Origin of the sequence: Pedobacter sp. 22226, from assembly GCF_052045455.1 — a bacterium.
Classification (GTDB): domain Bacteria; phylum Bacteroidota; class Bacteroidia; order Sphingobacteriales; family Sphingobacteriaceae; genus Pedobacter; species Pedobacter jeongneungensis.
The window spans coordinates 443344-465217 of record NZ_JBQEPB010000003.1 but is presented as its reverse complement, the minus strand read 5'-3'; the positions used below and the strand labels follow the sequence as shown (position 1 = coordinate 465217).

Genomic DNA, 21874 nt, shown 5'->3' with positions numbered 1-21874 from the left:
GTCAAAACCATGTTAAGCGAAGAAGTAAAAACCGCCTACGATAATTTTTATACCAATAGCGATGTGGCCTGGCGAATGCTGGGAGCCAAATATAAAGCCCGGAATATTGTTGATGTTTGCAAAGGACTTAAACCTAAAAAAGTACTTGAAGTTGGTGCGGGTGATGGCAGTATTCTGCATTTTTTAAATGAATGGCATTTCGCACCAGAACTGTATGCTTTGGAAATTGCACAAAGTGGTGTTGATATTATAAAAGACCGTAATCTTTCGGCCTTAAAAGAAGCGCAAACTTTTGATGGCTATAAAATTCCTTATGGAGATGAGACTTTTGATCTGATTATTCTTGCACATGTTTTAGAACACGTAGAGCACGAGAGGATCCTGATCCGGGAATTAAAGCGGGTGGCTAAATATATTGTAGTAGAGGTGCCAAAAGATTACCGTTTCGGTGTAGACCAAAGGATGAAACACTTTTTGGATTATGGGCACATCAATATGTACACCCCAACTTCTTTAAGGTTTTTACTGCAGAGTGAGGGTCTGGAGATTTTGGAAGATAAAGTTTCGATGACTGCTCCTGAAACCGTAAAATTTAATGAGTTTATTAATAGGAAAGCGCCAAAAACATTTTCTAAAAACTTAAAAATTGAATTGGAATACCGCATTAAAAAAACATTAGGCAATTTATTCGGAAGGAAAAAACAAGAACAGTTTGCCAATGCATATACTGTACTAACTAAAAAATCAGAGCATAACCTGCAGATATTTTAGTTGTACCCTTTTTTTTTGAGTAGCCCTTATTTCAATATAAGCGAGCCAACTTATATGATTAAAAACCATAATTACCTGTGTTATTGTTCACCATATAAGTAACATAAGAAAATATAAGGTTTAACCTTACGTAACCATTTCCCAGCGTATATGCCCCTTATAGATAAAAGTAAACTTTCAATCATAATTGATAGCCTGGCTTTAACCTCTTTCTGTTAAGACGAGAAAAATTGTGCGAAACATATTAATACAAAGTAATAAAATGAATATATTGTGTTAAAGATTAGCATCCCTGTTAAAAATACATCCTGAATAAATTTTAATAGTAAAGGAATGTTATTAACTAGAACCTATTTAAAAGACTTAGTTTATAAAGTAAACGGAGCAGCTATTGAAGTACATAAAACACTAGGGCCCGGGCTCTTAGAGTGTACGTATCATCAATGTATGGTCCATGAATTAAGAATAAGAAATATTAATTTCAAATCAGAGCTTAGTATTCCGATCGATTATAAAGGTTTAATGATCAATGCAGATCTTCGTTGTGATTTATTAGTCGAAAATGCATTAGTAGTCGAATTTAAATCTGTAGAAAACATTTCACCTGTTCATATTGCGCAACTTTTAACTTATATGAAGTTATTACAGCTACCAATAGGCTTAATGATTAACTTTAACTGCACCCATATATTTACAGAAGGCCAAAAAACTTATGTAAACGAAATGTATGAATCAATTTATTGATATACTTTTGCCATAACTTATATGAAACTTAAATTTCTTATATGGTTAAAATGCTTAGTACGCTTAATTGATAAAAACAAAAATGCAAAACCTTGCTCCCATAGCACTTTTCGTATATAACCGTCCGCAGCATACCGAGCGTACGTTAAAATTTTTGCAACAGAACGATCTGGCTGCCGAAAGCCATCTGTACATCTTTTCTGATGGCGCAAAGACCGTTCGTGAGGAGGAGAATGTGGCTGCTGTAAGGAAAATTATCAATAAAACGAAGGGCTTTAAATCCGTTAAAGTAATCGAGAGAAAGGATAACGCCGGATTGGCCAATTCCGTAATTGCGGGAGTTACCCGGCTAATAGAAGAATACGATCAGGTAATTGTTTTTGAGGATGACCTGGTTACTTCTCCGCACACTTTGCACTATTTTAACGAGGCACTAACCCGCTATAGCGAAGAAGAAAAAGTGATGCACATTGGTGCTTATATGTATCCTTTAAAAGCTGAAGAACTGCCACAATCATTTTTTTACAGGGCAGCCACAAGCTGGGGCTGGGCCACATGGGGGAGGGCCTGGAAAAATTTTGAACCCAATATCGATGTACTTTTAAAACAGTTTGATAAAAGGAAAAAAGCGGCTTTTTCCATTGATAACAAAATGAATTTCTGGAAACAGATGCAGGAGTTCAAAAAAGGAAAAAACAACAGCTGGGCCATCAGGTGGTATGCCTCTATTTTCTTAAAAGGTGGTTTAACCCTCAATCCATCACAGTCGCTGGTAAATAACATCGGACATGATGGTACCGGTGTCCATTCAGGAATAAATGACATCTATAATGTTATTATCAATCCCAAACCTATCGTCGAATTTCCGACCGTAATTGCTGAGGATGCAACTGCATATAAAGCCATTAAATCCTTTTTAACTAAACGTAAGGGGAATATGGTAACGCGGGTAAGGCGTTTTGTAAAAGAAAAACTGGCGCAATACTTTTCGAAGAAATAACCTGACAAACAACATTTTACCTCTGTATTTTTAATCAATTGAAAAAATGACAAACCTTTTTTTGATTGATTGTGTTGCTTTTATACATCGAAACTATAAAAAATAACAACATGAAAACTACAACAGCAACAGCAGAGGTATTGAATGACCTGATCCAGATCAATAACGACCGTATTGAAGGTTATGAAAAAGCCCGTCAGGAATTAAAAGACGGTGATGCAGATCTGAAAACGCTATTTTTAAATATGATTGCCGAAAGCCAGAAATATAAAATGGCATTAGCAACAGAAGTAAGTGCATTAGGCGAAGATATTGAAACAGGAACAACCAATTCAGGTAAAATTTACAGGGCATGGATGGATGTTAAAGCTATATTTACCGGTCACGATCGCAAAACCGTTTTAAACAATTGCGAATTCGGCGAAGATGCAGCTCAAAATGGTTATAAAATGGCCCTGGAAGAAGAAGAAATTCCTGCAAATATCAGAGAATTAATCTCTGATCAAAAAGCATCATTGAGAACATCACACGACGAAATCAAAAGATTGCGTGATGCCCAGGCATAAGTGAACAATATATAAAAACGAAAAAAGCTCCTTCAATTAAATTGAAGGAGCTTTTTTATTTAGGGCCTTCATCTCGACTGCGCTGAACTCCGCTCGAAATGACGGTTTTTATAGATGAAAACTACGCCTCCAGTTCCCTATCCAAATGCTCAGTAACACGCTGAATTGTATTGTCAATCGTATTGCTTAATATAGTCAGATAAGAACCTTTTTGAGCTGTTTCAATCGCGATTTTTAAACACTCGGTACTTTTGTTATTAATGATGACCTCTTTATTCGGATCAACCTCCTTAATGCCCTTCAATAATAAACCAACCAGTTCATCCTGTTGCCTTCCGCGTAAGTATTTCTCCTGACAAATGTAAATTTTATCAAACATCTGTGCAGAAATCCGGGCTGTTTCGAGGATATCCTCATCTCTTCTGTCACCGGTTGCCGAAATAATACCCACATGTTCTGTAGCTTCTACTCCCTGCAAGAAACTTTTCACGCCGTTAAACCCATCCGGATTGTGCGCAAAGTCTACCAGAACTTTAAAGTCTTTAAACCTGAAAATGTTCATCCTTCCTGGCGTATGTGCTGCCGAGGGGATAAAGGTTTCTAACGATAAACGGATATCCTCTGGTTTATAGCCCCATAAATAGGTAGCCAGTGTTGCCGCAAGTACGTTCTGGATCATAAAATTTACCGAACCACCAAATGTTAAAGGAATATGAGTGGCTTTATCAACCCTTAATTTCCAGTCGCCTGTTTTAATGGTAATAAATCCGTTTTCGTAAATAGCCGCAATACCACCTTTTCTGCAATGCTCTTTAATTACCGGATTGTTTTCATCCATACTAAAATAAGCCACATTACACCTGGCATCTTTACCTATGCGTACGCAATAACCATTATCAGCATTTAATACTGCCCAGCCTTTACGGCGAACCGCGCCAATTACAACCGCTTTAACACGGGTTAAATCGTCGAGGTTGTGAATGTCGGAAATCCCGAGGTGATCTTCCTGAATATTGGTTACTACACCAATGTCGCAGGCATTAAAGCCTAATCCTGCCCTTAAAATTCCGCCACGGGCAGTTTCTAAAACGGCAAATTCAACAGTCGGGTCTTTTAAAATAAATTCGGCACTTACCGGTCCGGTGGTATCGCCCTTCATTAACATGGTGTTGTGTACATACACCCCATCGCTGGTGGTAAAACCTACACGTTTACCGTTGCTGCGGATAATGTGTGCAATTAAACGCGTGGTTGTGGTTTTTCCGTTTGTTCCGGTTACGGCAATAATCGGGATCTGCGATAATTTTCCCTGCGGATAAAGCATATCGATAACCGATGCAGCAACATTTCTTGGCAAACCTTCGCTTGGCGCCAGGTGCATCCTGAATCCAGGCGCAGCATTAACCTCTAACACCACACCACCATTTTCGGTTAAAGGCTGCGTAAGGTTCTGCGCCATAATATCTATACCGCAAATATCCAGTCCGATTACCCTCGAAATCCTTTCACAAATAAAAATATTCTGTGGGTGTACGATATCGGTTACATCAATCGATGTTCCTCCTGTGCTTAAATTTGCAGTCGATTTTAAATAAACTACTTCTCCCTTTTCCGGAATGGTTTCTAAAGTATATTCTTTTTTCGCCAGCAGATCCAGCGTATCGCGGTCTACAGCTATTTCAGTTAATACATTTTCATGTCCATAACCACGGCGCGGGTCCTCATTTTCTTTATCAATAAGTTCCTGAATGGTGTGAATTCCATTTCCTCTTACGTGTGCCGGATCGCGTTGTGCCGCTGCAATAACTTTATGATCGATTACCAATACACGAAAATCGTAGCCGGTAATAAATTTTTCTATAATTACCCTTCTCGAATAGGTTTTGGCATATTCGAAAGCTGCCAAAGCATCTTCCATGGTTTTTACGTTGATGGTTGCACCCTTACCGTGATTGCCATCCAGCGGTTTAAAAACCAAAGGAAATCCAACTTTTTTAACTGACGCTTCGAGGTCATCAACATTTGAAATGGTTACACCTGATGCTACAGGAATGGCAGCTTCGGTAAGCAAACGTTTGGTTTCTTCTTTATTACTGGCAATATCTACTGCAATGCTGCTGGTTTTTTCGGTCATGGTGGCCCTAAAACGCACCTGGTTTTTGCCATAACCCAATTGCACCAGCGAACTTTTGTTCAGCCTGATCCACGGGATACTGCGTTTCACCGCTTCCTCCACAATGGAGCCCGTACTAGGGCCCAATGCTTCCAGCTCGCGGATTTCTTTCATCCTGCGGATATCATGTTCTAAATCGTACTCTTCATTGTTAATTAAAGCCTCGGCAATTCTTACTGCAGCTTCCGCCGAATAAATACCTACTTTTTCTTCCAGGTAACTAAAAACCACATTGTAAATACCTTCGGTTTTGGTCATTCGGGTTCTGCCAAAACCGGTATCCATGCCTGCCAGGGTCTGAATTTCAAGTGCAATATGCTCAATTACATGGCCCATCCAGGTTCCTTCTTTCACCCGGGTAAAAAAACCGCCTTCAACCCCTTTAGAACAACGGTGGGTAAACATGCTTGGCAACAGTTTCTCAATCCTCTCGCTAAAACCGTCTATCACATTGGTTGGTTTTTGTTCCAGATCTTCTAAATCCAACCGCATCTGGATCAATTTCTTCCGGCTAATCGACCATATATTCGGTCCTCTTAATACTTGTATGTTTAATATCTTCATGTAATGTTTTGTTCGTTTTTTAATTTAACAAGGTTTTGGGACGGCCTTTTTAATTCAATTTTGAGAATGAAATTGATGACTGTAAAATATGCATTTATTTTGAAATTAGGCGTTCCATTTACGTAAATCAATTTTAATACGTATTTGTTTTATTTTCAAGCACTATTACGTTAATTTTAGGTTAGATTATTTTAACGTTTGTTAATAAATTGAATATTATTGACAAAAAAAGTCGTGTTTTTTATCTTAAGCCTATATATTTGGGTTTTTTGATACAATTATATACACAAAGAATGGTTCCGAAAGGTAAACTCATCATCATTGGTGGCGCAATTAACACCGGTAGCTTCGCAGAAACGCAATTTGGACTACCAGAAAACATGAATTTTTTTGAGCGTGGAATTTTAAAAAGGATTACTACCGAATCAATTAAAGATACCCAATCACGTTTCGAGATCATCACCACCGCATCATTAATGCCCGAAAAAGTTGGTGAAGAATACATTAAAGCTTATGCGCAACTGGATGTACATAATGTTGGTGTGTTAAATATTACCAACCGTGAAGAAGCCAATTCTGACGAAAATTATGAGCGTATCAAAGCCGCTGAGGTAATTATTTTTACCGGTGGCGATCAGCTTCGCCTTTCATCTATTTTTGGCGGCACGAAAATCCATCAGATCCTGTTAGAAAAATACAGAAATGAACCTGTTGTAATTGCTGGTACTTCGGCCGGAGCAGCCGCAAGTTCTAAAAACATGATTTACCAGGGCAGCAGTAAAGATGCTTTACTTAAAGGTGAAGTTAAAATTACCGGTGGCTTAGGCTTTATTGATGATGTTATTGTAGATACACACTTTGTTCAGCGTGGCAGAATCGGCCGTTTATTATATGCTGCAGCCAGTAACCCTGGTATTTTGGGTATTGGTTTAGGTGAAGATACCGGGCTTTTTATATCAGACGGGCATACCATGGAAGCCATTGGCTCAGGTATGGTAATTTTGGTTGATGGCCGCAACATGGCTGATACCAATTTAACAGATGTAGAAATGGGACAACCGGTTTCGATAAAAAACATGGTGGTACACGTTATGTGCGATGGCGACGTTTATGATTTAAATGATCATAGTTTAGTAATCCATCATCCTAAAGTTATCCCAATAGGGTAGTTCAGTTAGCAATTAACAGTGGGCGGTTATCAGTTTAAGTAACTTACATCTCGATACTACAAAAATGAAACTAATTATACACGGCGGCTTTTTCAGCGAATCATCCACCAACCAGGAAACAAAAAAGGCAAAACAAGATGCTTTAGCTTCTATTGTTACGCTGGGCCACGAATACCTGAAAACACATACCGCTTTAGAAACTGTGGTTTATACCGTTGCTTTGTTAGAAGATAACGAATTATTTAATGCAGGAATTGGTTCGCAGATTCAAAGTGATGGAAAAGTAAGGTTAAGCGCTGCTTTAATGGATGGTAAAACCGAAAAATTTAGTGGTATAATCAATGTGGAGGATGTGAAAAATCCGATCCAGATAGCCCAAAACCTTTTGACCTATGATGATCGTGTATTAAGTGGCGAAGGTGCACAGCAATTTGCCCGCGATAACGGATTTGAATATTTTAATCCCATCACGCCACAGCGTCAATCTGAGTACGCAGCAAAATTAAACCAGAAAAACAATAAAGGAACCGTAGGTTGTGTAGCGCTTGATGACGATGGAAATTTAGCAGCCGCAACTTCTACAGGCGGTAAAGGCTTCGAAATTCCCTGCCGCGTAAGCGATTCGGCCACCGTTGCCGGCAATTATGCTAACCAGTTTGCAGGAATCTCTTGTACTGGTGTTGGCGAAGATATTGTAAGTGGTGCACTGGCCGCCAAAATCGTTACACGTGTTACCGATGGCTTTACTTTAAAGGATGCTGCTGATAAATCTTTCGCCGAATTAAAGGCTTTTGATGGCTTTGCAGGTATAGTTGGCATCACCGCTAAAGGCGAAATATATCATTGCGATTCTCACCCCTATATGGTTTGGGCATCTTTTGATGTTAATTTACAGGTATTTAGCTAAAATTAGAATTAAAGTATTATTTTTGTTGCATGACCAAAATTGTACTGGCTTTAATCGGCCTTTTTGCATCGTTACAACTTCAGGCTCAAAACATAGACAAAACAGACATCCAGGAACCCAATGGAGGTAGCGCTATTAATATAGCGGTATCTAAATTCGACCTGGAAGACGGGAATTCTTTTTTTGAAGAAGCGGAAGATTTAGAGCGAAAAGGCGATTATAACGAAGCCTTAACATTATTTGGCAAAGCTGCTTTCGAATATAATTCTGTAAAAAACTTCAACAGGTACGGGCAGGCCATCATTAAGATGAGCAGCATGCATTACCAACTGGGCCGTTTTACCGATGCAGAACAGATCCTTTTAAATGTTGCTTTAAAAAATTATTCTAAAACCGGTAACCGTGCCGGAATTATGAATACCTACAGCCTTTTGGGCAAAGTGTACCTCGCCAATACCAAATACACGCAATCGATGTGGTTTTACACCCAGCAGGGCATACTGGCTAAACAGTTAAAAAGCAATAACGCCTATATCGAATCTATTTTGGGCATTGTTCAGGTGAAAATTAAAAAGAAAGATTTTACCCTTGCGCTCAGGGATTTAAAATCGGCAGAATGGCTGGCCAATTCCATCAAAACCACGCAGTATAAAGCGCAGATTAAGGATGCCAGGGAAATAATTGCCAGCAAAACTGCTACTAAAAAAGGTTAATCAACCTGTAACCTCTAATCATCCGGAAAAATTATTCCCACAAATACTAAAACATTGCTTTATAAGCGATTATACGTCTTTATTCGGTCAAATTTTAAATATTGCTTAAAACAAAAAATATCTCTTAGCGTTGTGCTATAAGAAATTGTTAAATAAAAAGCTTTTAGTTAGATTTGATAAAGTTTTAACAAGAGACGGTAATAATGCTGTCTCTTTTTTGTTTTTTTGCTAAAATGGTATCATATTGGCTATATAGAATTGGAAATGGATTTTAAATCATTTAAAGAGATGTTAAAGAGAATATTTTTTGTAATTTTTACCGGAGCCGTACTTGCCTGCCATGCTGCGCCCAAAACTCAGCCGATTGTTGAGGGAATTACCAATATAAAGCCGGATCAGCAGCAACAGCTTGTGATTAAGGAGGTTGTGAATTTGATTGAGAGTTATAATTACAAGAAAATTCAGGTCAACGATTCTATATCTTCCATTATTTTAGATAAGTATATCAAATCATTAGATCAGGGTAAAAATTATTTCCTTGCATCTGATATTAAGGAATTTGAAAAATACAGATACACCTTAGACGACGATTTTAAAAACGGCGATTTAAGTGGTCCCTTCTTTATCTATAACGTTTACGCTAAAAGGCTTAACGAATATTTTAATTATTCGCTGGCACAGATTAAAACCAAATTCGATTTTAACCAAACCGATACTTATGTGTACGACAGGGAAAAATTACCATGGCCGGTTTCTACAACTGCCTTAAACGATACCTGGAAAAAACGTGTTAAATATGAGTTGATTAACCTTAATTTAGCCGGAACAGCTGAAGCAAAAAATGTAGAAACTTTAACCAAACGTTATCAGAATCTACAGTCGCAAACCTCAAAAATGAATAATCAGGATGTTTTCCAGATTTTAATGGATGCATTTACCGAATCTATTGATCCACATACCAATTATTTCAACCCTAGCAATGCCGCTGCTTTTAACGAAGACATGTCGCGCTCTTTTGAGGGTATAGGTGCACGTTTACAACTGGAAAATGAGGTAGTTAAAATTTCAGAAATCATCGCCGGCGGACCTGCTTTTAAAGGCAAACAGTTAAGTGCTGGCGATCGTATTATTGCTGTAGCGCAAGGCGACGGTGAGTTTGTTGATGTAGTTGGATGGAGACTGGATAACACCGTATCGAAAATTAAAGGCCCTAAAGGCACTAAAGTGCGTTTAAAAGTAATTCCTGTTGGAAAAGAAATGTCATCTAAACCAGTAATTATTGAACTGGTGCGCGATAAAATTGTACTGGAAGAAACTTCTGCCAAGAAAAAGGTAAAAACCATTAACAGCAATGGTAAAGACATTAAAGTAGGTATTATTACTTTGCCTGCTTTTTATGCTGATTTTAAAGCTGCCAATGCTGGTGATAAAAATTATAAAAGTACCACCCGCGATGTAAGAAAACTGATCGATTCATTAAAAACTTACGATAAAGTAAATGCCATTGTGATGGATTTACGCGGAAACGGCGGTGGCTCTTTAGTTGAAGCCATTTCGTTAACAGGTTTATTTATTGATAAAGGCCCTGTAGTGCAGGTAAAAGATTTACGCGGTAAAATTGAGGTAGATGAAGACGAGAACAGCGGTGTAGCATGGGATGGCCCGTTCGGTGTTATGGTTGATCGTTTAAGCGCATCAGCATCTGAAATTTTTGCCGGAGCAATTCAGGATTACGGCCGCGGTATTATTATGGGTAGCCAAACCTATGGTAAAGGTACCGTTCAATCTTCTATAGATTTGAATAAACTGGTAAATCCGAGCATGTTGCAAAGGGTGGCAGGTTTAATTTCGAAAGATAAAACTGTTGGAACTTCTCCAAATAGTGCAAATCCTGCAGATATCAATTTAGGTCAGATTAATCTAACCATGGCTAAATTTTACCGTGTGGCTGGTAGCAGTACACAGCATAAAGGCGTAACACCTGATGTTGTTTTCCCTTCTATTTACCCAATGGATAAAATTGGCGAAGATACAGAGCCATCTGCTTTACCATGGGATGTGATTCCAAGCTCTAATTTTAAAGCCGTTGCTAATTTAGCTGCAGTGAAAGCTCAATTGACTAAAAACAGTGAACAACGTATTGCAAACTCTTTAGATTTTAAATACCTTAAACAGGATATCGCTGATCTTAAAAAACGTGATAACGAAGTTTCTGTAACATTAAATGAGGCTAAACTTAAAGCAGAACGCGAAGCACAGGAAGCCAAAACCCTGACCAGACAAAATGAATTAAGGGCATTGAGAGGTTTACCGGCCATTAAAAAAGGAGACAAAGTAACCAAACAAGATGCTTTCGATTTTATTGAAGATGAATCGTTAAGGGTAATGGGCGATTTTATGCAGCAATCAGGTAGTTATGTAATGAACTTAGGCCTGATGCCAAAGAATAACTAAAATAAATATCTTTTAAATAATAAAGCCTCTTTAGTTTTAGCTAAAGAGGCTTTATTATTTACTTTGGAGTTTTGATAAGACTTCCCGTTAGGTTTGATTTGTAATGTGCTTTATTAAACCCAAGAGGCCTAAATTACGAAAATTGAATTAACTTATCTTTTACCATTAGGCTCATTTTGTTTACTTAATTGCATGGCCATCATTTCTTTCATGGTTTTGTTCATGCCTTCGGTACTGCCATCCAAAAAGATAACATTGCCATCGCCATTCTCGGCAAAATGTTTAATCGATTCCGTCCACATGGTGAATAAAATCACTGAAATATCCAGGTTAGCCTGTTCCATTTCCTGTGCGGCTTTGCTCATACCATGCGCAACCTCTGCACGAAATAAAGCAATACCCTGTCCGCGTAATTGAGCTGCCTCACGTTCGGCTGTTGCAGCAATCTTGATGGCATTACCATCAGCCTCAGCGGCCTTGGTTTTCGTAATCAATAAAGCCTGACCTTCATTTTCAGCCGCTGCTTTTAAGTTATTCGACGCTACTACACGACTCATCGAGCGCATAATTTCTTCATCAAAAGTAATATCATTCAATTGAAGGTCTTGCAGGTGATATCCCCAGCCATCTAAAACCTGATCAATCTGTTCTTTAACATGAAGTACAATTTCATTACGTTGTGCCAATACGTTTGCCTGTTTTTGCGTGGCTACATAAGCACGGATCGAACCTTCTATGGTCCTGATTAAGGCTTGCATCAGGTTGGTGGCATCAACGAATTTAAACGCTACATTTTTAATGGTTTCTTCATCCTGGTTTACCACAGAATATAAAAGCATCGCTTTAAAATACACATTAGCCTGATCTTGTGTTACCGCCTGGAAAGATAATTCAACCGAACGGTTCTGGATCGAAATGCGCGAATAAATCTGCTCTATTAATGGAATTTTAAAATTTAAACCTGGTCTTAACTGACGGCGGTACTTACCGAAAACCGTTACCACAGCAATGGTTCCCTGTTTAACGGTAACAAATGAGCTGAGTAGGACAATGAACGCTACAATAGCTATAACATAAATGGTGTATTGCATAATTAGATTTTTTTATGAAGTTATAAAAAAATAAATACAAACGATTAATACTCCATTCTCAGGTGCTCAAACAAAAGCCTTAAATTTTTGTCTTATCTTAAAAAATAGATCATGAACGTAAAACGCACTTTTGGAACCATTTTAACAATACTGGGAATTATCGGCTTAATTTATGCCGGATATGGCTTTGTAAACCATAATCAAAATACAAGAGGATTAATGGTTTATGGCATCATCGGACTGATATTCTTTGTTTCAGGGATTGGTTTGGTAAAGAATACGAAAGATGAGAGCTAAACTATCTCTTCCTCCCGAACTTTCTTGATAAAAGAAAAAGTACTACTGCTGCACCGATAGCTAAACCAAGGTAAATACCATCTTAAAGTTTGAGGCATTTGTTACTTCTATAACAACAGCAATCATTTTTGTCTCTTTTTGTGCTTAATAATCTGGTACTGACTAAAAGCAACCAAACAACCCGCCAGTATAATAATGCCGGCAGATAATAAGTTTTTTGGATTTTGCTGAATGTAGTAAGCTGCTGCCAGGACTAAAATAGCCGCTGCGACACCAATAATATAATGAAGTATTAATCCCGTTTTCATAAGGCAAATATTCTGAATTAAATTGAGATTGGTGTCGCAGAAAATTAATCTTTTAAGCTAATTTTATTATCGGTGAACTTAAGCTGGTGACCAACGAAATCAATATCGGTAAGTTCTTTTATCCGTTTAAAAGCTCCATGATTATCATCGAGGGTTAAACGGTTAATTTTATCCTGCTTAACGGATACTACATTTGCGTAGAGAAAATCGCCTTTGGCATTTATTTTTAGCTGAAGCAAAGGGGCAATGCCATTGTTGCCTTTTAAACTGAACATGCCATAGGTACAGAAATTGCCCAGACTGTAAGCGATAAATTTATTCTTATAAACTTCAACAGCCCTGGTTACGTGCGGCCCATGGCCCAGCACTACATCGGCACCGGCATCAATCACGGCATGTGCAAAAGCATAAACGTTGCCCCTGTTTTCTTTGTAAAAAATTTCATTTTTGCGGGGAACATGCTCAAACCTGGCACCTTCACCACCACCATGGAAAGATACGATTACAATATCAGCTATGGTTTTTAAACGGGCAACCAGGGCCTTTGCGCTATCGATCTTATTAATAGAAACAGTGTTTTCGTTTGGCGCAAAAGCACAGAAAGCATATTTTATGCTGTCTTTCTCAAAAACTTCAAATGGTTTATTTACCTGTCCGGCGTAATGGATCTGTAGCGAATCTAAAATCCTTGCCGTATTTTTTCTTCCTTTCGCCTCAAAATCGCCAACGTGGTTATTGGCAATGCTCAATACATTAAAGCCTGCATTTTTGTAAATTCCGGCATAACGTTCAGGCATTCTGAAAGCATAACAATTGTTCGGGTTTATACCATTGCATTTGTTCGAATTACCTGAATTAAGAAAACAGCCCTCCAGATTTCCAAATACGACATCTCCTTTTAACAAACTATCAACCGCCTGGAAACTGTTAACGGCATCATCAGGTGGAAGATTGGTTTTGGATGGAAAAGCAGAGCCAAGCATAATGTCGCCTACTGCGGTAATCGATATTGTATCTTTTATTTTCCGGATTACGGTATCCTGTTTAGCTATCGGTGCAGCAACCTGGGCATTATTGCTGGTGCAGCTGATCAGGATTATAACAACGAAGGGTAAGATTAGGATGGTGTTGATGAGCTTCATTAGGTATTTATTATACTCGTTATCTCGACTGGAACGTAGTGGAATGGAGAGATCTATCCCGATAGATTTTGCTTCGCAGAGCCTTTGGGGTCCCGACTCCGTTTCACTCCGCGCGAAATGACGGCTTGAGTTGTGTTAAACAAAAAATCCTCCGAAATTTCTTTAGGAGGATTGTATTCTTTATTCAGGCAACCGTTAACCGAAATTGTGAACTGTTAACTGCCAGCTGAATTATTCTACTTCAAATTCTTTCTTAAACGATTCTAACACACGCCCGCCTTTATAAAAGTAACGACTATAATATGGTTCATTCAGGTTGCTGATTACTACACCGCGAGAACTTGATGCATGTGCAAATCTGTTGTCGCCAAGGTAGATACCTACGTGTGAAATGCTTCTGCTTTTAATTTTGAAGAAAACCAGATCGCCTTCTTTTAAATCTTCTTTGGATAGCGGATCTACCATGCTGAAAATATCACGCGAATTTCTTCTGATGGTAGTGTTGAAAACTTTGTCGTAAATCGCTTTAGTAAAAGCCGAGCAATCGATGCCTCTTTTACTGTTTCCGCCATAGCTGTATGGTGTTCCGATCCACTCATATATAAATTTATAGAGTTTTAAATTCGAGGTCGCATCTACCGCAACACCCATTACCTGCGAAAAATATTGCGATGCAAGGTTATCAGGGTCATTTAATTCTTTACCAGATTCTTTTGTTTTTGTTTGCGCAAATGCGGTTGAGAGCGTGCAGATAGCGATTAGGGTAGAAAACAAAAATTTTTTAATCATGTTATACAGTTATGTTTGGGTATTCACTTACACATTAACGTACACCACATGGGCTTATTGTTGGTTGTCAAAAGTATTGATTATACAAATGTTATCCAAATGTAATGTTATAAAAAATGAAAGTTATTAACATTTTTATTTTTTATCCACTATTTCACTGGCAGTTTCAGCCCTAAAAATATCTTTTTTTCAAAAGGATTTTATTTCAGTAACGAGAGCAGGTTGAAAAAACAGCTGGTTTTTAAATTATGTAAACAGGCACTTATGCAGAATTAAATTTCAGAATAAATTGAATCCATATTATGATAAAGGGCAATGATTTAATTATGAGAAATCGTTATTAAATTAACAAATGTGCCGGAGATTCGTATTTAATTGTAAAACAACTGTTAAATCTTATTTTAGCCCCAATACCATGATGTTTTTACACTTAAAAGTGCCAAAAATTACAATAAAAAAATTAGATTTGCTGTCGCAAAAAACAAATACCCTAAAATGAGTGCAGTAGAAATAAATAAAGATACCTGGTTAAAGTGGTTTGAGTCGATGTTGCTGATGCGCAAATTCGAAGAGAAAACCGGCCAGTTATACGGACAACAAAAAATACGTGGCTTTTGTCATTTATACATTGGACAAGAAGCTGTAGTTGCAGGAGCAATATCTGCAATGCAAAAAGGCGATTCAATGATTACCACTTATCGTGATCATGCCCATGCCTTAGCTTTAGGAGTAAGTGCCGATAGTATTATGGCAGAAATGTACGGTAAAGCTACAGGTTGCTCTAAAGGTAAAGGTGGTTCAATGCACATGTTCAGTAAAGAGCATAACTTCTACGGAGGACATGCAATTGTTGGCGGTCAGATTCCATTAGGCGCTGGCGTTGCTTTTGCAGAAAAATATAAAGGAACCGATAATGTTAACATTTGTTATATGGGCGATGGTGCGGTGCGCCAGGGTGCATTAAACGAAACTTTTAACATGGCCATGCTGTGGAAATTGCCTGTTGTTTTTGTTTGCGAAAACAATGGTTATGCAATGGGTACCTCAGTACAACGTACCACCAACATGACCGATATTTATAAAATTGGTTTAGGTTTTGATATGCCATGCGCACCGGTTGATGGTATGGATCCTGTTGCAGTTCATAATGCAATGGATGAGGCTATTCAACGTGCACGTAAAGGTGAAGGACCAACTTTCTTAGAAATGAGAACTTACCGTTACCGCGGTCACTCAATGTCCGATCCGGCTAAATACCGTACCAAAGAAGAATTAGAAGATTATAAAGCAAAAGATCCGGTTGAACTTGCAAGAGAAACTATCTTAAAAGAAAAGTATGCAGACGAAGCATGGATTGAAGAAGTAGAGGCTAAAGTAAAAGCAACTGTTGATCAGGCAGTGAAATTTGCTGAAGAATCTCCATGGCCGGAAGCATCTGAGTTATACAAAGATGTGTACATGACCGAGAACTACCCTTACGTAATGGACTAATATTAATAAGATTTCAATTAATTAGATATAATGGCTGATGTAATTAAAATGCCCAAAATGAGCGACACCATGACCGAAGGGGTTTTGGCGAAGTGGCACAAAAAAGTGGGCGATAAAGTGAAAAGCGGTGATGTTTTGGCAGAAGTAGAAACTGACAAAGCAACAATGGATATGGAATCTTATTGGGATGGTACCCTTTTGTACGTAGGTGTAGAAGAAGGATCAGCTGTTCCGGTTGATGCCATCATGGCCGTTATTGGTAAAGAAGGCGAAGATTATAAAGCAGCTTTAGAGGCAGAACAATCAGGAAGTCAGGAGTCGGCAAGTCCGAAGTCTGAAAGCAAAGATGAAGCGCCTAAAGCTGAAGATAAAAAAGAAGAAGCTGCCCCTGCTCAAGGCGGTGGTTTAAGCGAAGAAGAATTGGCTGCTAAAGGTGTTACGGTTATCCGCATGCCTTTATTAAGCGATACCATGACAGAAGGCGTAATTGCCGAATGGCATAAAAAAGTGGGCGATAAAGTGAAGGATGATGATGTTCTTGCTGATGTAGAAACCGATAAGGCAACTATGGAAGTAATGGGTTATGCAACCGGAACTTTATTACACATTGGTGTAGAAAAAGGCCAGGCTGCTAAAGTAAACGGAATTATCGCAATTGTTGGCCCGGAAGGAACTGACGTTAGTGGAATTTTAGCTGGTGGATCTGCTCCGGCACCTAAAGCTGAAAGTACTGAAGCACCAAAAGAAGAAAAACAAGCTGCAACTGCTGATGCAAATACATCTGCTCCTGTTGCGGAAAGTTCTTCAGATAGCCGTGTTAAAGCATCTCCTTTAGCTAAAAAAATTGCTAAAGATAAAGGAATCGATTTAGCCCAGGTTGCAGGTAGTGCAGAAGGTGGCCGTATCATTAAAAAAGATATCGAAAACTTCAAACCATCGGCCGCTCCGGCTAAAGCAGAATCTGCTTCAGCTCCTGCTGCTGACAAAGCTGCAGCACCGGCACCGGTTATCCCAACATTTGTTGGTGAGGTTAAATATACAGAAGCTCCGGTTTCGCAAATGCGTAAAGTAATTGCAAAACGTTTGGCCGAAAGTTTATTTACCGCTCCACACTTCTATTTAACCATCAGCATTGATATGGATAACGCAATGGCTGCCCGTACGGCAATCAACGCTGTTGCTCCGGTTAAAGTTTCTTTCAACGATATCGTAATTAAAGCGGTAGCTGTTGCATTGAAAAAACACCCGGCAGTTAATTCATCATGGGGTGGCGATAAAATCAGGTTTAACGAACACACCAACATTGGTGTAGCCATGGCTGTTGAAGACGGTTTGTTGGTACCGGTTGTACGTTTTGCTGATGGCAAATCATTATCGCACATTTCTGCTGAAGTGAAAGATTTCGGTGGAAAAGCAAAAGCTAAAAAATTACAACCAGCAGATTGGGAAGGTTCTACTTTCACCGTATCTAACCTGGGTATGTTTGGTATTGATGAATTTACCTCAATCATTAACTCTCCTGATGGTGCAATTTTATCAGTAGGTGCCATTCAGCAAATTCCTGTTGTTAAAAACGGTGCTGTTGTTCCTGGTAACGTAATGAAATTAACTTTAGGTTGCGATCACCGTGTGGTTGATGGCGCAACAGGAGCACAATTCTTACAAACATTAAAAGGTTTATTAGAAGAGCCGATCAGGTTATTGGCTTAATCAGTTAGCAATTCACAGTTTTCAGTTTATACTGACTGCATATTTAAAGCCATCCTTTCAAGATGGCTTTTTGCGTTTAAGGCTTTTCGTAAATAGCGACTTAATTTGCATTTTTGATTAGATACTAACTTAAAACCCAAATGAAAAAAACACTTCTTTTTGCTGCATGCATTACTGCCATGCTTGCCTGTAAGCAAAAAAACAATTCTGATAATGGTACAGAAAATAAAGCTTTTTCGGCACTATGCGAACAATATTATCAGGATGGATTAAAAATAAATCCCCTTAATGCTACTTACATTGGCGATGAGCGTTATAACGATCTTTTGGCCAACGATGGATCGCAGGCCTATTTAAAAGAATTTAAAAGTTACAATCAGCGTTATTTGGATAGCCTGGGCAAATACGACCGCGAGAGCCTTAATGCAAATGATAAACTATCTTTCGATTATCTGAAAGATCAGCTGGAAATCAATTTAGAAGGCTTGAAATACCATTCAGAATACCTGCCATTTAACCAAATGACTGCCTTGCCCCTAACCATTGGGCAATTGGGTTCTGGCACAGGAGCTCAGCCTTTTAAAACCGTAAAAAATTATGAAGATTGGTTAAAACGTGCTGATGCATTTTCGGTATGGGCCGATACCGCCATTGGAAACTTCAAAAAAGGTGTGGCAGCAGGCATTGTATTGCCTAAAGCGTTGGTGGTAAAAATGATCCCACAGATGCAGAGCATGGTGGTGGCCAAACCGGAAGAAAGTTTATTTTACGGCCCCATAAAATCAATTCCAAACAGTTTTTCTGCGGCAGATAAACAGCGATTAACAGCAGCATACCTCAATTCGATCACCAATGTGATTATTCCAACCTATAAAAAACTTGGCGATTATTTACAAAATGAATACCTGCCCAAAAGCCGCGCCACTTCAGGATATTCTGCTATGCCGGGTGGCTTAGCCTGGTACACTTATCTGGTAAAGCAACAAACTACCACCAATAAAACTCCCGAAGAAATTTATCAGACCGGTTTAAAAGAAGTAGCCCGCATTAAAGGCCAAATGGACAGCATTAAAAACCTGGTTGGTTTTAAGGGCGATTTAAAAGCCTTTTTTGAATACATGAAAACGGATAAAAAATTCATGCCCTATAAAACACCTCAGGAAATTTTAGCTGCTTTTGAGGATATTCACCAGCGCATGAAACCCAATTTAAAAAAGATGTTTGAAGTGGAACCGAAAACCCCTTTCGAAATCCGTCAAACAGAGGCTTTCAGGGCAGCATCGGCCAGTGCAGAGTATAATCAGGGTTCTGCAGATGGCTCTCGTCCGGGAATATTTTATGTGCCGATTCTAGATGCCAAAAAATTCAACACCACTTCGGGCATGGAATCGTTATTTCTTCATGAGGCAATCCCTGGTCACCATTACCAGATTTCTTTAACCCAGGAGAATAAATCACTACCAAATTTTCGCCGTTTTGGCGGGCACAATGCTTATGTAGAAGGCTGGGCACTTTACTGCGAATCGCTTGGCAAAGAACTGGGCCTTTATCAGGATCCTTACCAGCACATGGGCGCGCTCGGCGATGAAATGCACCGTGCCATCCGTTTAGTGGTTGATGTGGCCATCCATAGCAAGAACATGAGCAGGGAAGATGCCATTAAATACATGACGGATAACGAAGCCATCAGTACCGAAGGTGCTACTGCTGAAATTGAACGTTATATGGGGATGCCCGCACAGGCCTTAGGCTACAAAACCGGCGCCATGAAAATACGCGAGCTAAGAACTAAATACGAAAAAGAACTGGGCCCGAAATTTAAACTTGCTGCTTTTCATACCGCAGTGTTAAAAGACGGATCATTCCCTTTATCGGTTTTTGAAGCTAAGATGGATACCTGGGCAGCAAGCCAGAAGTAGAGATAATCGTCATTGCGGGGAGGTACGACAGCCTGCCCCGACTTTTCGGGGAAGCAATCTTAAAACGATCGCTACGAACATCCGCATTAAGATTGCTTCGCCGGCTGAAAAAGCCTTCTCGCAATGACGACCCCTTTTGATATAAATCTGCGGGAAACTAACCATATCGCTAAACCCTTTTCCAATTCCTTTGTTAATTATTAAAACACCCAAATCATGGACAAAGAAAAATTGATACAAGAAGCTTACCTGGTTGCGCACAAGATAGAAGAGAATGGCAATTTCCCTAATAATCCCAATTTGCCATTAATGATTTATAAAGGTACTTTCAGGTTGCATCCTGATGATACCGAAGACGTGATCAGAAAGGTTTTTGCGCAAAACGGCTATACTAATTCGTGGGTTGACAGTATTTTTGATTATCACCATTACCATAGCAATACACATGAAGTGATGGGTGTTTTCTGTGGCAAGGCCGATGTACAGTTTGGCGGCGATCACGGGGTTTGTATCGAACTGGATAAAGGCGATGTAATCATCATTCCGGCAGGTGTAGCACATAAGAAATTAAACTCCACCGATGATTTTACGGTAGTGGGTGCCTACCCGAATGGAGCAGAATATAATATCAAATATGGTAAGCCCGAAGAGCGTGCTGCAGCGGATGAAGATATTGCCAAAGTAAAAAATCCTGACAGCGATCCTGTTTATGGAAGCAAAGGCCATTTATTTGAATGCTGGTACAATCAAAAATGCGAAAATGTGTAAAACTCTTTCGTTTTTACCGTCTAAAATTCTTTAATTTTCGGGTTTTAAATATACTATCCCTGATATAAATGAATTTTCGATATATATGTTCAGCATTAGCCCTCTCCGCAACTCTATTAACCGCCTGTTCAGGTAAAAAATCTGAAGAGAAAAAAGCCGCTGATAGAAAAATCCGCACCAAAGAAGATGATAAAGCCGACAGCCTGCTATTAGTTTACAACCCACAAAAAGGCGATAAATGGATCGCTGATTTTGTAGATAACCTGCATAAAAAATATGGTTTCAACGGAAATATGCTGGTGGCCAAAGATGGCAAAATCCTTTATGAAAAAGCCATTGGATGGGCCGATTACCTGCACCGCGATAGCTTAAACATCAATTCTGAATTTGAACTCGCCTCAATTACCAAAACTTTTACAGGTACTGCTATTATGCAACTGGTTGAGGCCGGTAAACTATCATTAAATGATAACGTTAAAAAGTTTTATCCTAATTTCCCTTACGATGGGATAACTGTTAAGTTATTGCTTTCGCACCGCAGCGGCATGATGAATTACGTTTACTTTATCGACGATATCTGGCGTAAAGAAAAGCGCCCGATGAAAAAAGGCGTAACCAACCAGGAAGTAATGGATGTAATTGCCGAGCGTAAACCCAATCCTTATACCAAGCCCGATAACCGTTTCCATTATAATAACTCAAACTTTATGGTTTTGGGTGCGATTATAGAAAAAGTAACCGGACAGCGTTATTCGCAATACATGATGGAGCACGTTTTTAAACCCGCCGGATTAAAACATACCCACGTATATAGCACAACTGAATACGAAAAAATCCCGGTTGATGTGGTTGGTCATGATCGTACCTGGCGTTATTCTGTTGCGCAAAACTTTCTGGATGGCCCCGTTGGAGATAAAGGCATTTACAGTACCGTACATGATTTGGTCCTGTTTGATAAATACCTGAAAAATGGCAGACTATTGACCCAAAAAAGTCTCGATTCTGCCTATACTGGTCACAATAAGCCTGTAAACGGACACTTTAACTACGGTTATGGCTGGAGAATGTTCGATGGCGAAAAAATGGATAAAGTAGTGTACCATACGGGCTGGTGGCATGGTTTCCGCCACATTTATGTAAGAGATTTAAACAAAAACATTGTTATTGTGTTTTTAGGCAACCTGACCAACGGAAGTTTAATGCATCTCGACGATCTTTACAAGCACTTCGATATGCCAATTATCCGTAAGGGGGCTTATCACGGCAACGGCAGTTTGCCAGGTTCTGACGAAGATTAA

Annotated in this window: 19 protein-coding genes; 14 read left to right on the top strand and 5 right to left on the bottom strand. The window is 39.0% G+C overall.

The genetic code is table 11. The annotated features are described in order from the left end of the window. Positions 1-9: 9 nt before the first annotated feature. The 4 genes from ACTJKC_RS08895 to ACTJKC_RS08880 all read left to right on the top strand — a co-directional run bounded on the left by ACTJKC_RS08895 (position 10) and on the right by ACTJKC_RS08880 (position 3081). Positions 10-771 (top strand): class I SAM-dependent methyltransferase, encoded by a 762-nt coding sequence (locus ACTJKC_RS08895; protein WP_440791199.1) that lies wholly within the window; start codon positions 10-12, stop codon positions 769-771. 333 nt (positions 772-1104) lie between these two features. Next, on the top strand, positions 1105-1515 hold the full coding sequence (locus ACTJKC_RS08890) for a GxxExxY protein (protein ID WP_440791197.1): 411 nt from the start codon (positions 1105-1107) through the stop codon (positions 1513-1515). An 82-nt stretch (positions 1516-1597) separates the two neighbouring features. Further along, a complete protein-coding gene (locus ACTJKC_RS08885) occupies positions 1598-2515 on the top strand; it encodes a sugar transferase (RefSeq protein WP_440791195.1) in 918 nt (305 codons plus the stop codon). Between the two features lie 110 nt (positions 2516-2625). Then, entirely contained in the window at positions 2626-3081 is a 456-nt protein-coding gene (locus ACTJKC_RS08880) for a ferritin-like domain-containing protein (protein WP_025141493.1), read from the top strand. Between the two features lie 121 nt (positions 3082-3202). Here the strand turns inward: ACTJKC_RS08880 and cphA are convergent, their stop codons facing one another. Then, positions 3203-5818: a cyanophycin synthetase gene (cphA, locus tag ACTJKC_RS08875; protein WP_440791193.1), complete on the bottom strand. Its 2616-nt coding sequence runs from the start codon at positions 5816-5818 to the stop codon at positions 3203-3205. Positions 5819-6087: 269 nt separating this feature from the next. Between cphA and ACTJKC_RS08870 the strand changes: the two genes are divergently transcribed. The 4 genes from ACTJKC_RS08870 (at position 6088) to ACTJKC_RS08855 (ending at position 11061) form a co-directional block, all read left to right on the top strand. Beyond that, positions 6088-6987 (top strand): cyanophycinase, encoded by a 900-nt coding sequence (locus tag ACTJKC_RS08870; protein WP_344851498.1) that lies wholly within the window; start codon positions 6088-6090, stop codon positions 6985-6987. Positions 6988-7051: 64 nt separating this feature from the next. After that, positions 7052-7894: an isoaspartyl peptidase/L-asparaginase gene (locus ACTJKC_RS08865; RefSeq protein ID WP_440791191.1), complete on the top strand. Its 843-nt coding sequence runs from the start codon at positions 7052-7054 to the stop codon at positions 7892-7894. Between the two features lie 29 nt (positions 7895-7923). Beyond that, positions 7924-8607, top strand: coding sequence for a hypothetical protein (locus tag ACTJKC_RS08860; protein WP_344851496.1), 684 nt, complete (start codon positions 7924-7926; stop codon positions 8605-8607). Positions 8608-8895: 288 nt separating this feature from the next. Further along, on the top strand, positions 8896-11061 hold the full coding sequence (locus tag ACTJKC_RS08855) for a carboxy terminal-processing peptidase (protein ID WP_344851495.1): 2166 nt from the start codon (positions 8896-8898) through the stop codon (positions 11059-11061). Between the two features lie 152 nt (positions 11062-11213). Here ACTJKC_RS08855 and ACTJKC_RS08850 read toward each other — a convergent pair whose 3' ends face one another. Further along, positions 11214-12152, bottom strand: coding sequence for an SPFH domain-containing protein (locus tag ACTJKC_RS08850; protein WP_440791188.1), 939 nt, complete (start codon positions 12150-12152; stop codon positions 11214-11216). Between the two features lie 111 nt (positions 12153-12263). On the opposite strand from ACTJKC_RS08850, the gene ACTJKC_RS08845 reads away from it, so the two are divergent. Next, positions 12264-12449 carry a hypothetical protein gene (locus ACTJKC_RS08845; protein ID WP_113950816.1) on the top strand — a complete coding sequence of 62 codons (186 nt, stop codon included), beginning with the start codon at positions 12264-12266 and terminating at the stop codon, positions 12447-12449. 122 nt (positions 12450-12571) lie between these two features. Here the strand turns inward: ACTJKC_RS08845 and ACTJKC_RS08840 are convergent, their stop codons facing one another. From ACTJKC_RS08840 to ACTJKC_RS08830, 3 genes are all read right to left on the bottom strand, one after another. Further along, positions 12572-12757 carry a hypothetical protein gene (locus tag ACTJKC_RS08840; RefSeq protein WP_440791186.1) on the bottom strand — a complete coding sequence of 62 codons (186 nt, stop codon included), beginning with the start codon at positions 12755-12757 and terminating at the stop codon, positions 12572-12574. Between the two features lie 44 nt (positions 12758-12801). Next, the gene (locus tag ACTJKC_RS08835) at positions 12802-13899 is read right to left on the bottom strand and encodes a CapA family protein (protein WP_440791184.1); all 1098 of its coding nucleotides are present in this window, start codon (positions 13897-13899) and stop codon (positions 12802-12804) included. A gap of 231 nt (positions 13900-14130) precedes the next feature. Then, positions 14131-14688, bottom strand: a complete 558-nt coding sequence (locus tag ACTJKC_RS08830) for a C40 family peptidase (RefSeq protein ID WP_316844818.1) — start codon at positions 14686-14688, stop codon at positions 14131-14133. Between the two features lie 495 nt (positions 14689-15183). Between ACTJKC_RS08830 and pdhA the strand changes: the two genes are divergently transcribed. The 5 genes from pdhA to ACTJKC_RS08805 all read left to right on the top strand — a co-directional run bounded on the left by pdhA (position 15184) and on the right by ACTJKC_RS08805 (position 21874). Then, positions 15184-16179, top strand: a complete 996-nt coding sequence (gene pdhA, locus ACTJKC_RS08825; RefSeq protein ID WP_344851491.1) for a pyruvate dehydrogenase (acetyl-transferring) E1 component subunit alpha — start codon at positions 15184-15186, stop codon at positions 16177-16179. A gap of 30 nt (positions 16180-16209) precedes the next feature. After that, positions 16210-17889, top strand: coding sequence for a pyruvate dehydrogenase complex dihydrolipoamide acetyltransferase (locus tag ACTJKC_RS08820; protein ID WP_344851490.1), 1680 nt, complete (start codon positions 16210-16212; stop codon positions 17887-17889). Positions 17890-18029: 140 nt separating this feature from the next. Continuing rightward, positions 18030-19808: a DUF885 domain-containing protein gene (locus ACTJKC_RS08815; RefSeq protein WP_440791180.1), complete on the top strand. Its 1779-nt coding sequence runs from the start codon at positions 18030-18032 to the stop codon at positions 19806-19808. A 216-nt stretch (positions 19809-20024) separates the two neighbouring features. Continuing rightward, positions 20025-20576 carry a cupin domain-containing protein gene (locus tag ACTJKC_RS08810; protein WP_440791178.1) on the top strand — a complete coding sequence of 184 codons (552 nt, stop codon included), beginning with the start codon at positions 20025-20027 and terminating at the stop codon, positions 20574-20576. 68 nt (positions 20577-20644) lie between these two features. Further along, complete coding sequence (locus ACTJKC_RS08805) at positions 20645-21874, top strand: serine hydrolase domain-containing protein (RefSeq protein WP_440791176.1); 1230 nt, start codon at positions 20645-20647, stop codon at positions 21872-21874.

Coding starts and splice junctions, on each gene's coding strand:
- ACTJKC_RS08895 (WP_440791199.1), top strand. CDS start 10: ATGTTAAGCGAAGAAGTAAAAACCGCCTACGATAATTTTTATACCAAT.
- ACTJKC_RS08890 (WP_440791197.1), top strand. CDS start 1,105: ATGTTATTAACTAGAACCTATTTAAAAGACTTAGTTTATAAAGTAAAC.
- ACTJKC_RS08885 (WP_440791195.1), top strand. CDS start 1,598: ATGCAAAACCTTGCTCCCATAGCACTTTTCGTATATAACCGTCCGCAG.
- ACTJKC_RS08880 (WP_025141493.1), top strand. CDS start 2,626: ATGAAAACTACAACAGCAACAGCAGAGGTATTGAATGACCTGATCCAG.
- cphA (WP_440791193.1), bottom strand. CDS start 5,818: ATGAAGATATTAAACATACAAGTATTAAGAGGACCGAATATATGGTCG.
- ACTJKC_RS08865 (WP_440791191.1), top strand. CDS start 7,052: ATGAAACTAATTATACACGGCGGCTTTTTCAGCGAATCATCCACCAAC.
- ACTJKC_RS08860 (WP_344851496.1), top strand. CDS start 7,924: ATGACCAAAATTGTACTGGCTTTAATCGGCCTTTTTGCATCGTTACAA.
- ACTJKC_RS08855 (WP_344851495.1), top strand. CDS start 8,896: ATGTTAAAGAGAATATTTTTTGTAATTTTTACCGGAGCCGTACTTGCC.
- ACTJKC_RS08850 (WP_440791188.1), bottom strand. CDS start 12,152: ATGCAATACACCATTTATGTTATAGCTATTGTAGCGTTCATTGTCCTA.
- ACTJKC_RS08845 (WP_113950816.1), top strand. CDS start 12,264: ATGAACGTAAAACGCACTTTTGGAACCATTTTAACAATACTGGGAATT.
- ACTJKC_RS08840 (WP_440791186.1), bottom strand. CDS start 12,757: ATGAAAACGGGATTAATACTTCATTATATTATTGGTGTCGCAGCGGCT.
- ACTJKC_RS08835 (WP_440791184.1), bottom strand. CDS start 13,899: ATGAAGCTCATCAACACCATCCTAATCTTACCCTTCGTTGTTATAATC.
- ACTJKC_RS08830 (WP_316844818.1), bottom strand. CDS start 14,688: ATGATTAAAAAATTTTTGTTTTCTACCCTAATCGCTATCTGCACGCTC.
- pdhA (WP_344851491.1), top strand. CDS start 15,184: ATGAGTGCAGTAGAAATAAATAAAGATACCTGGTTAAAGTGGTTTGAG.
- ACTJKC_RS08820 (WP_344851490.1), top strand. CDS start 16,210: ATGGCTGATGTAATTAAAATGCCCAAAATGAGCGACACCATGACCGAA.
- ACTJKC_RS08815 (WP_440791180.1), top strand. CDS start 18,030: ATGAAAAAAACACTTCTTTTTGCTGCATGCATTACTGCCATGCTTGCC.
- ACTJKC_RS08810 (WP_440791178.1), top strand. CDS start 20,025: ATGGACAAAGAAAAATTGATACAAGAAGCTTACCTGGTTGCGCACAAG.
- ACTJKC_RS08805 (WP_440791176.1), top strand. CDS start 20,645: ATGAATTTTCGATATATATGTTCAGCATTAGCCCTCTCCGCAACTCTA.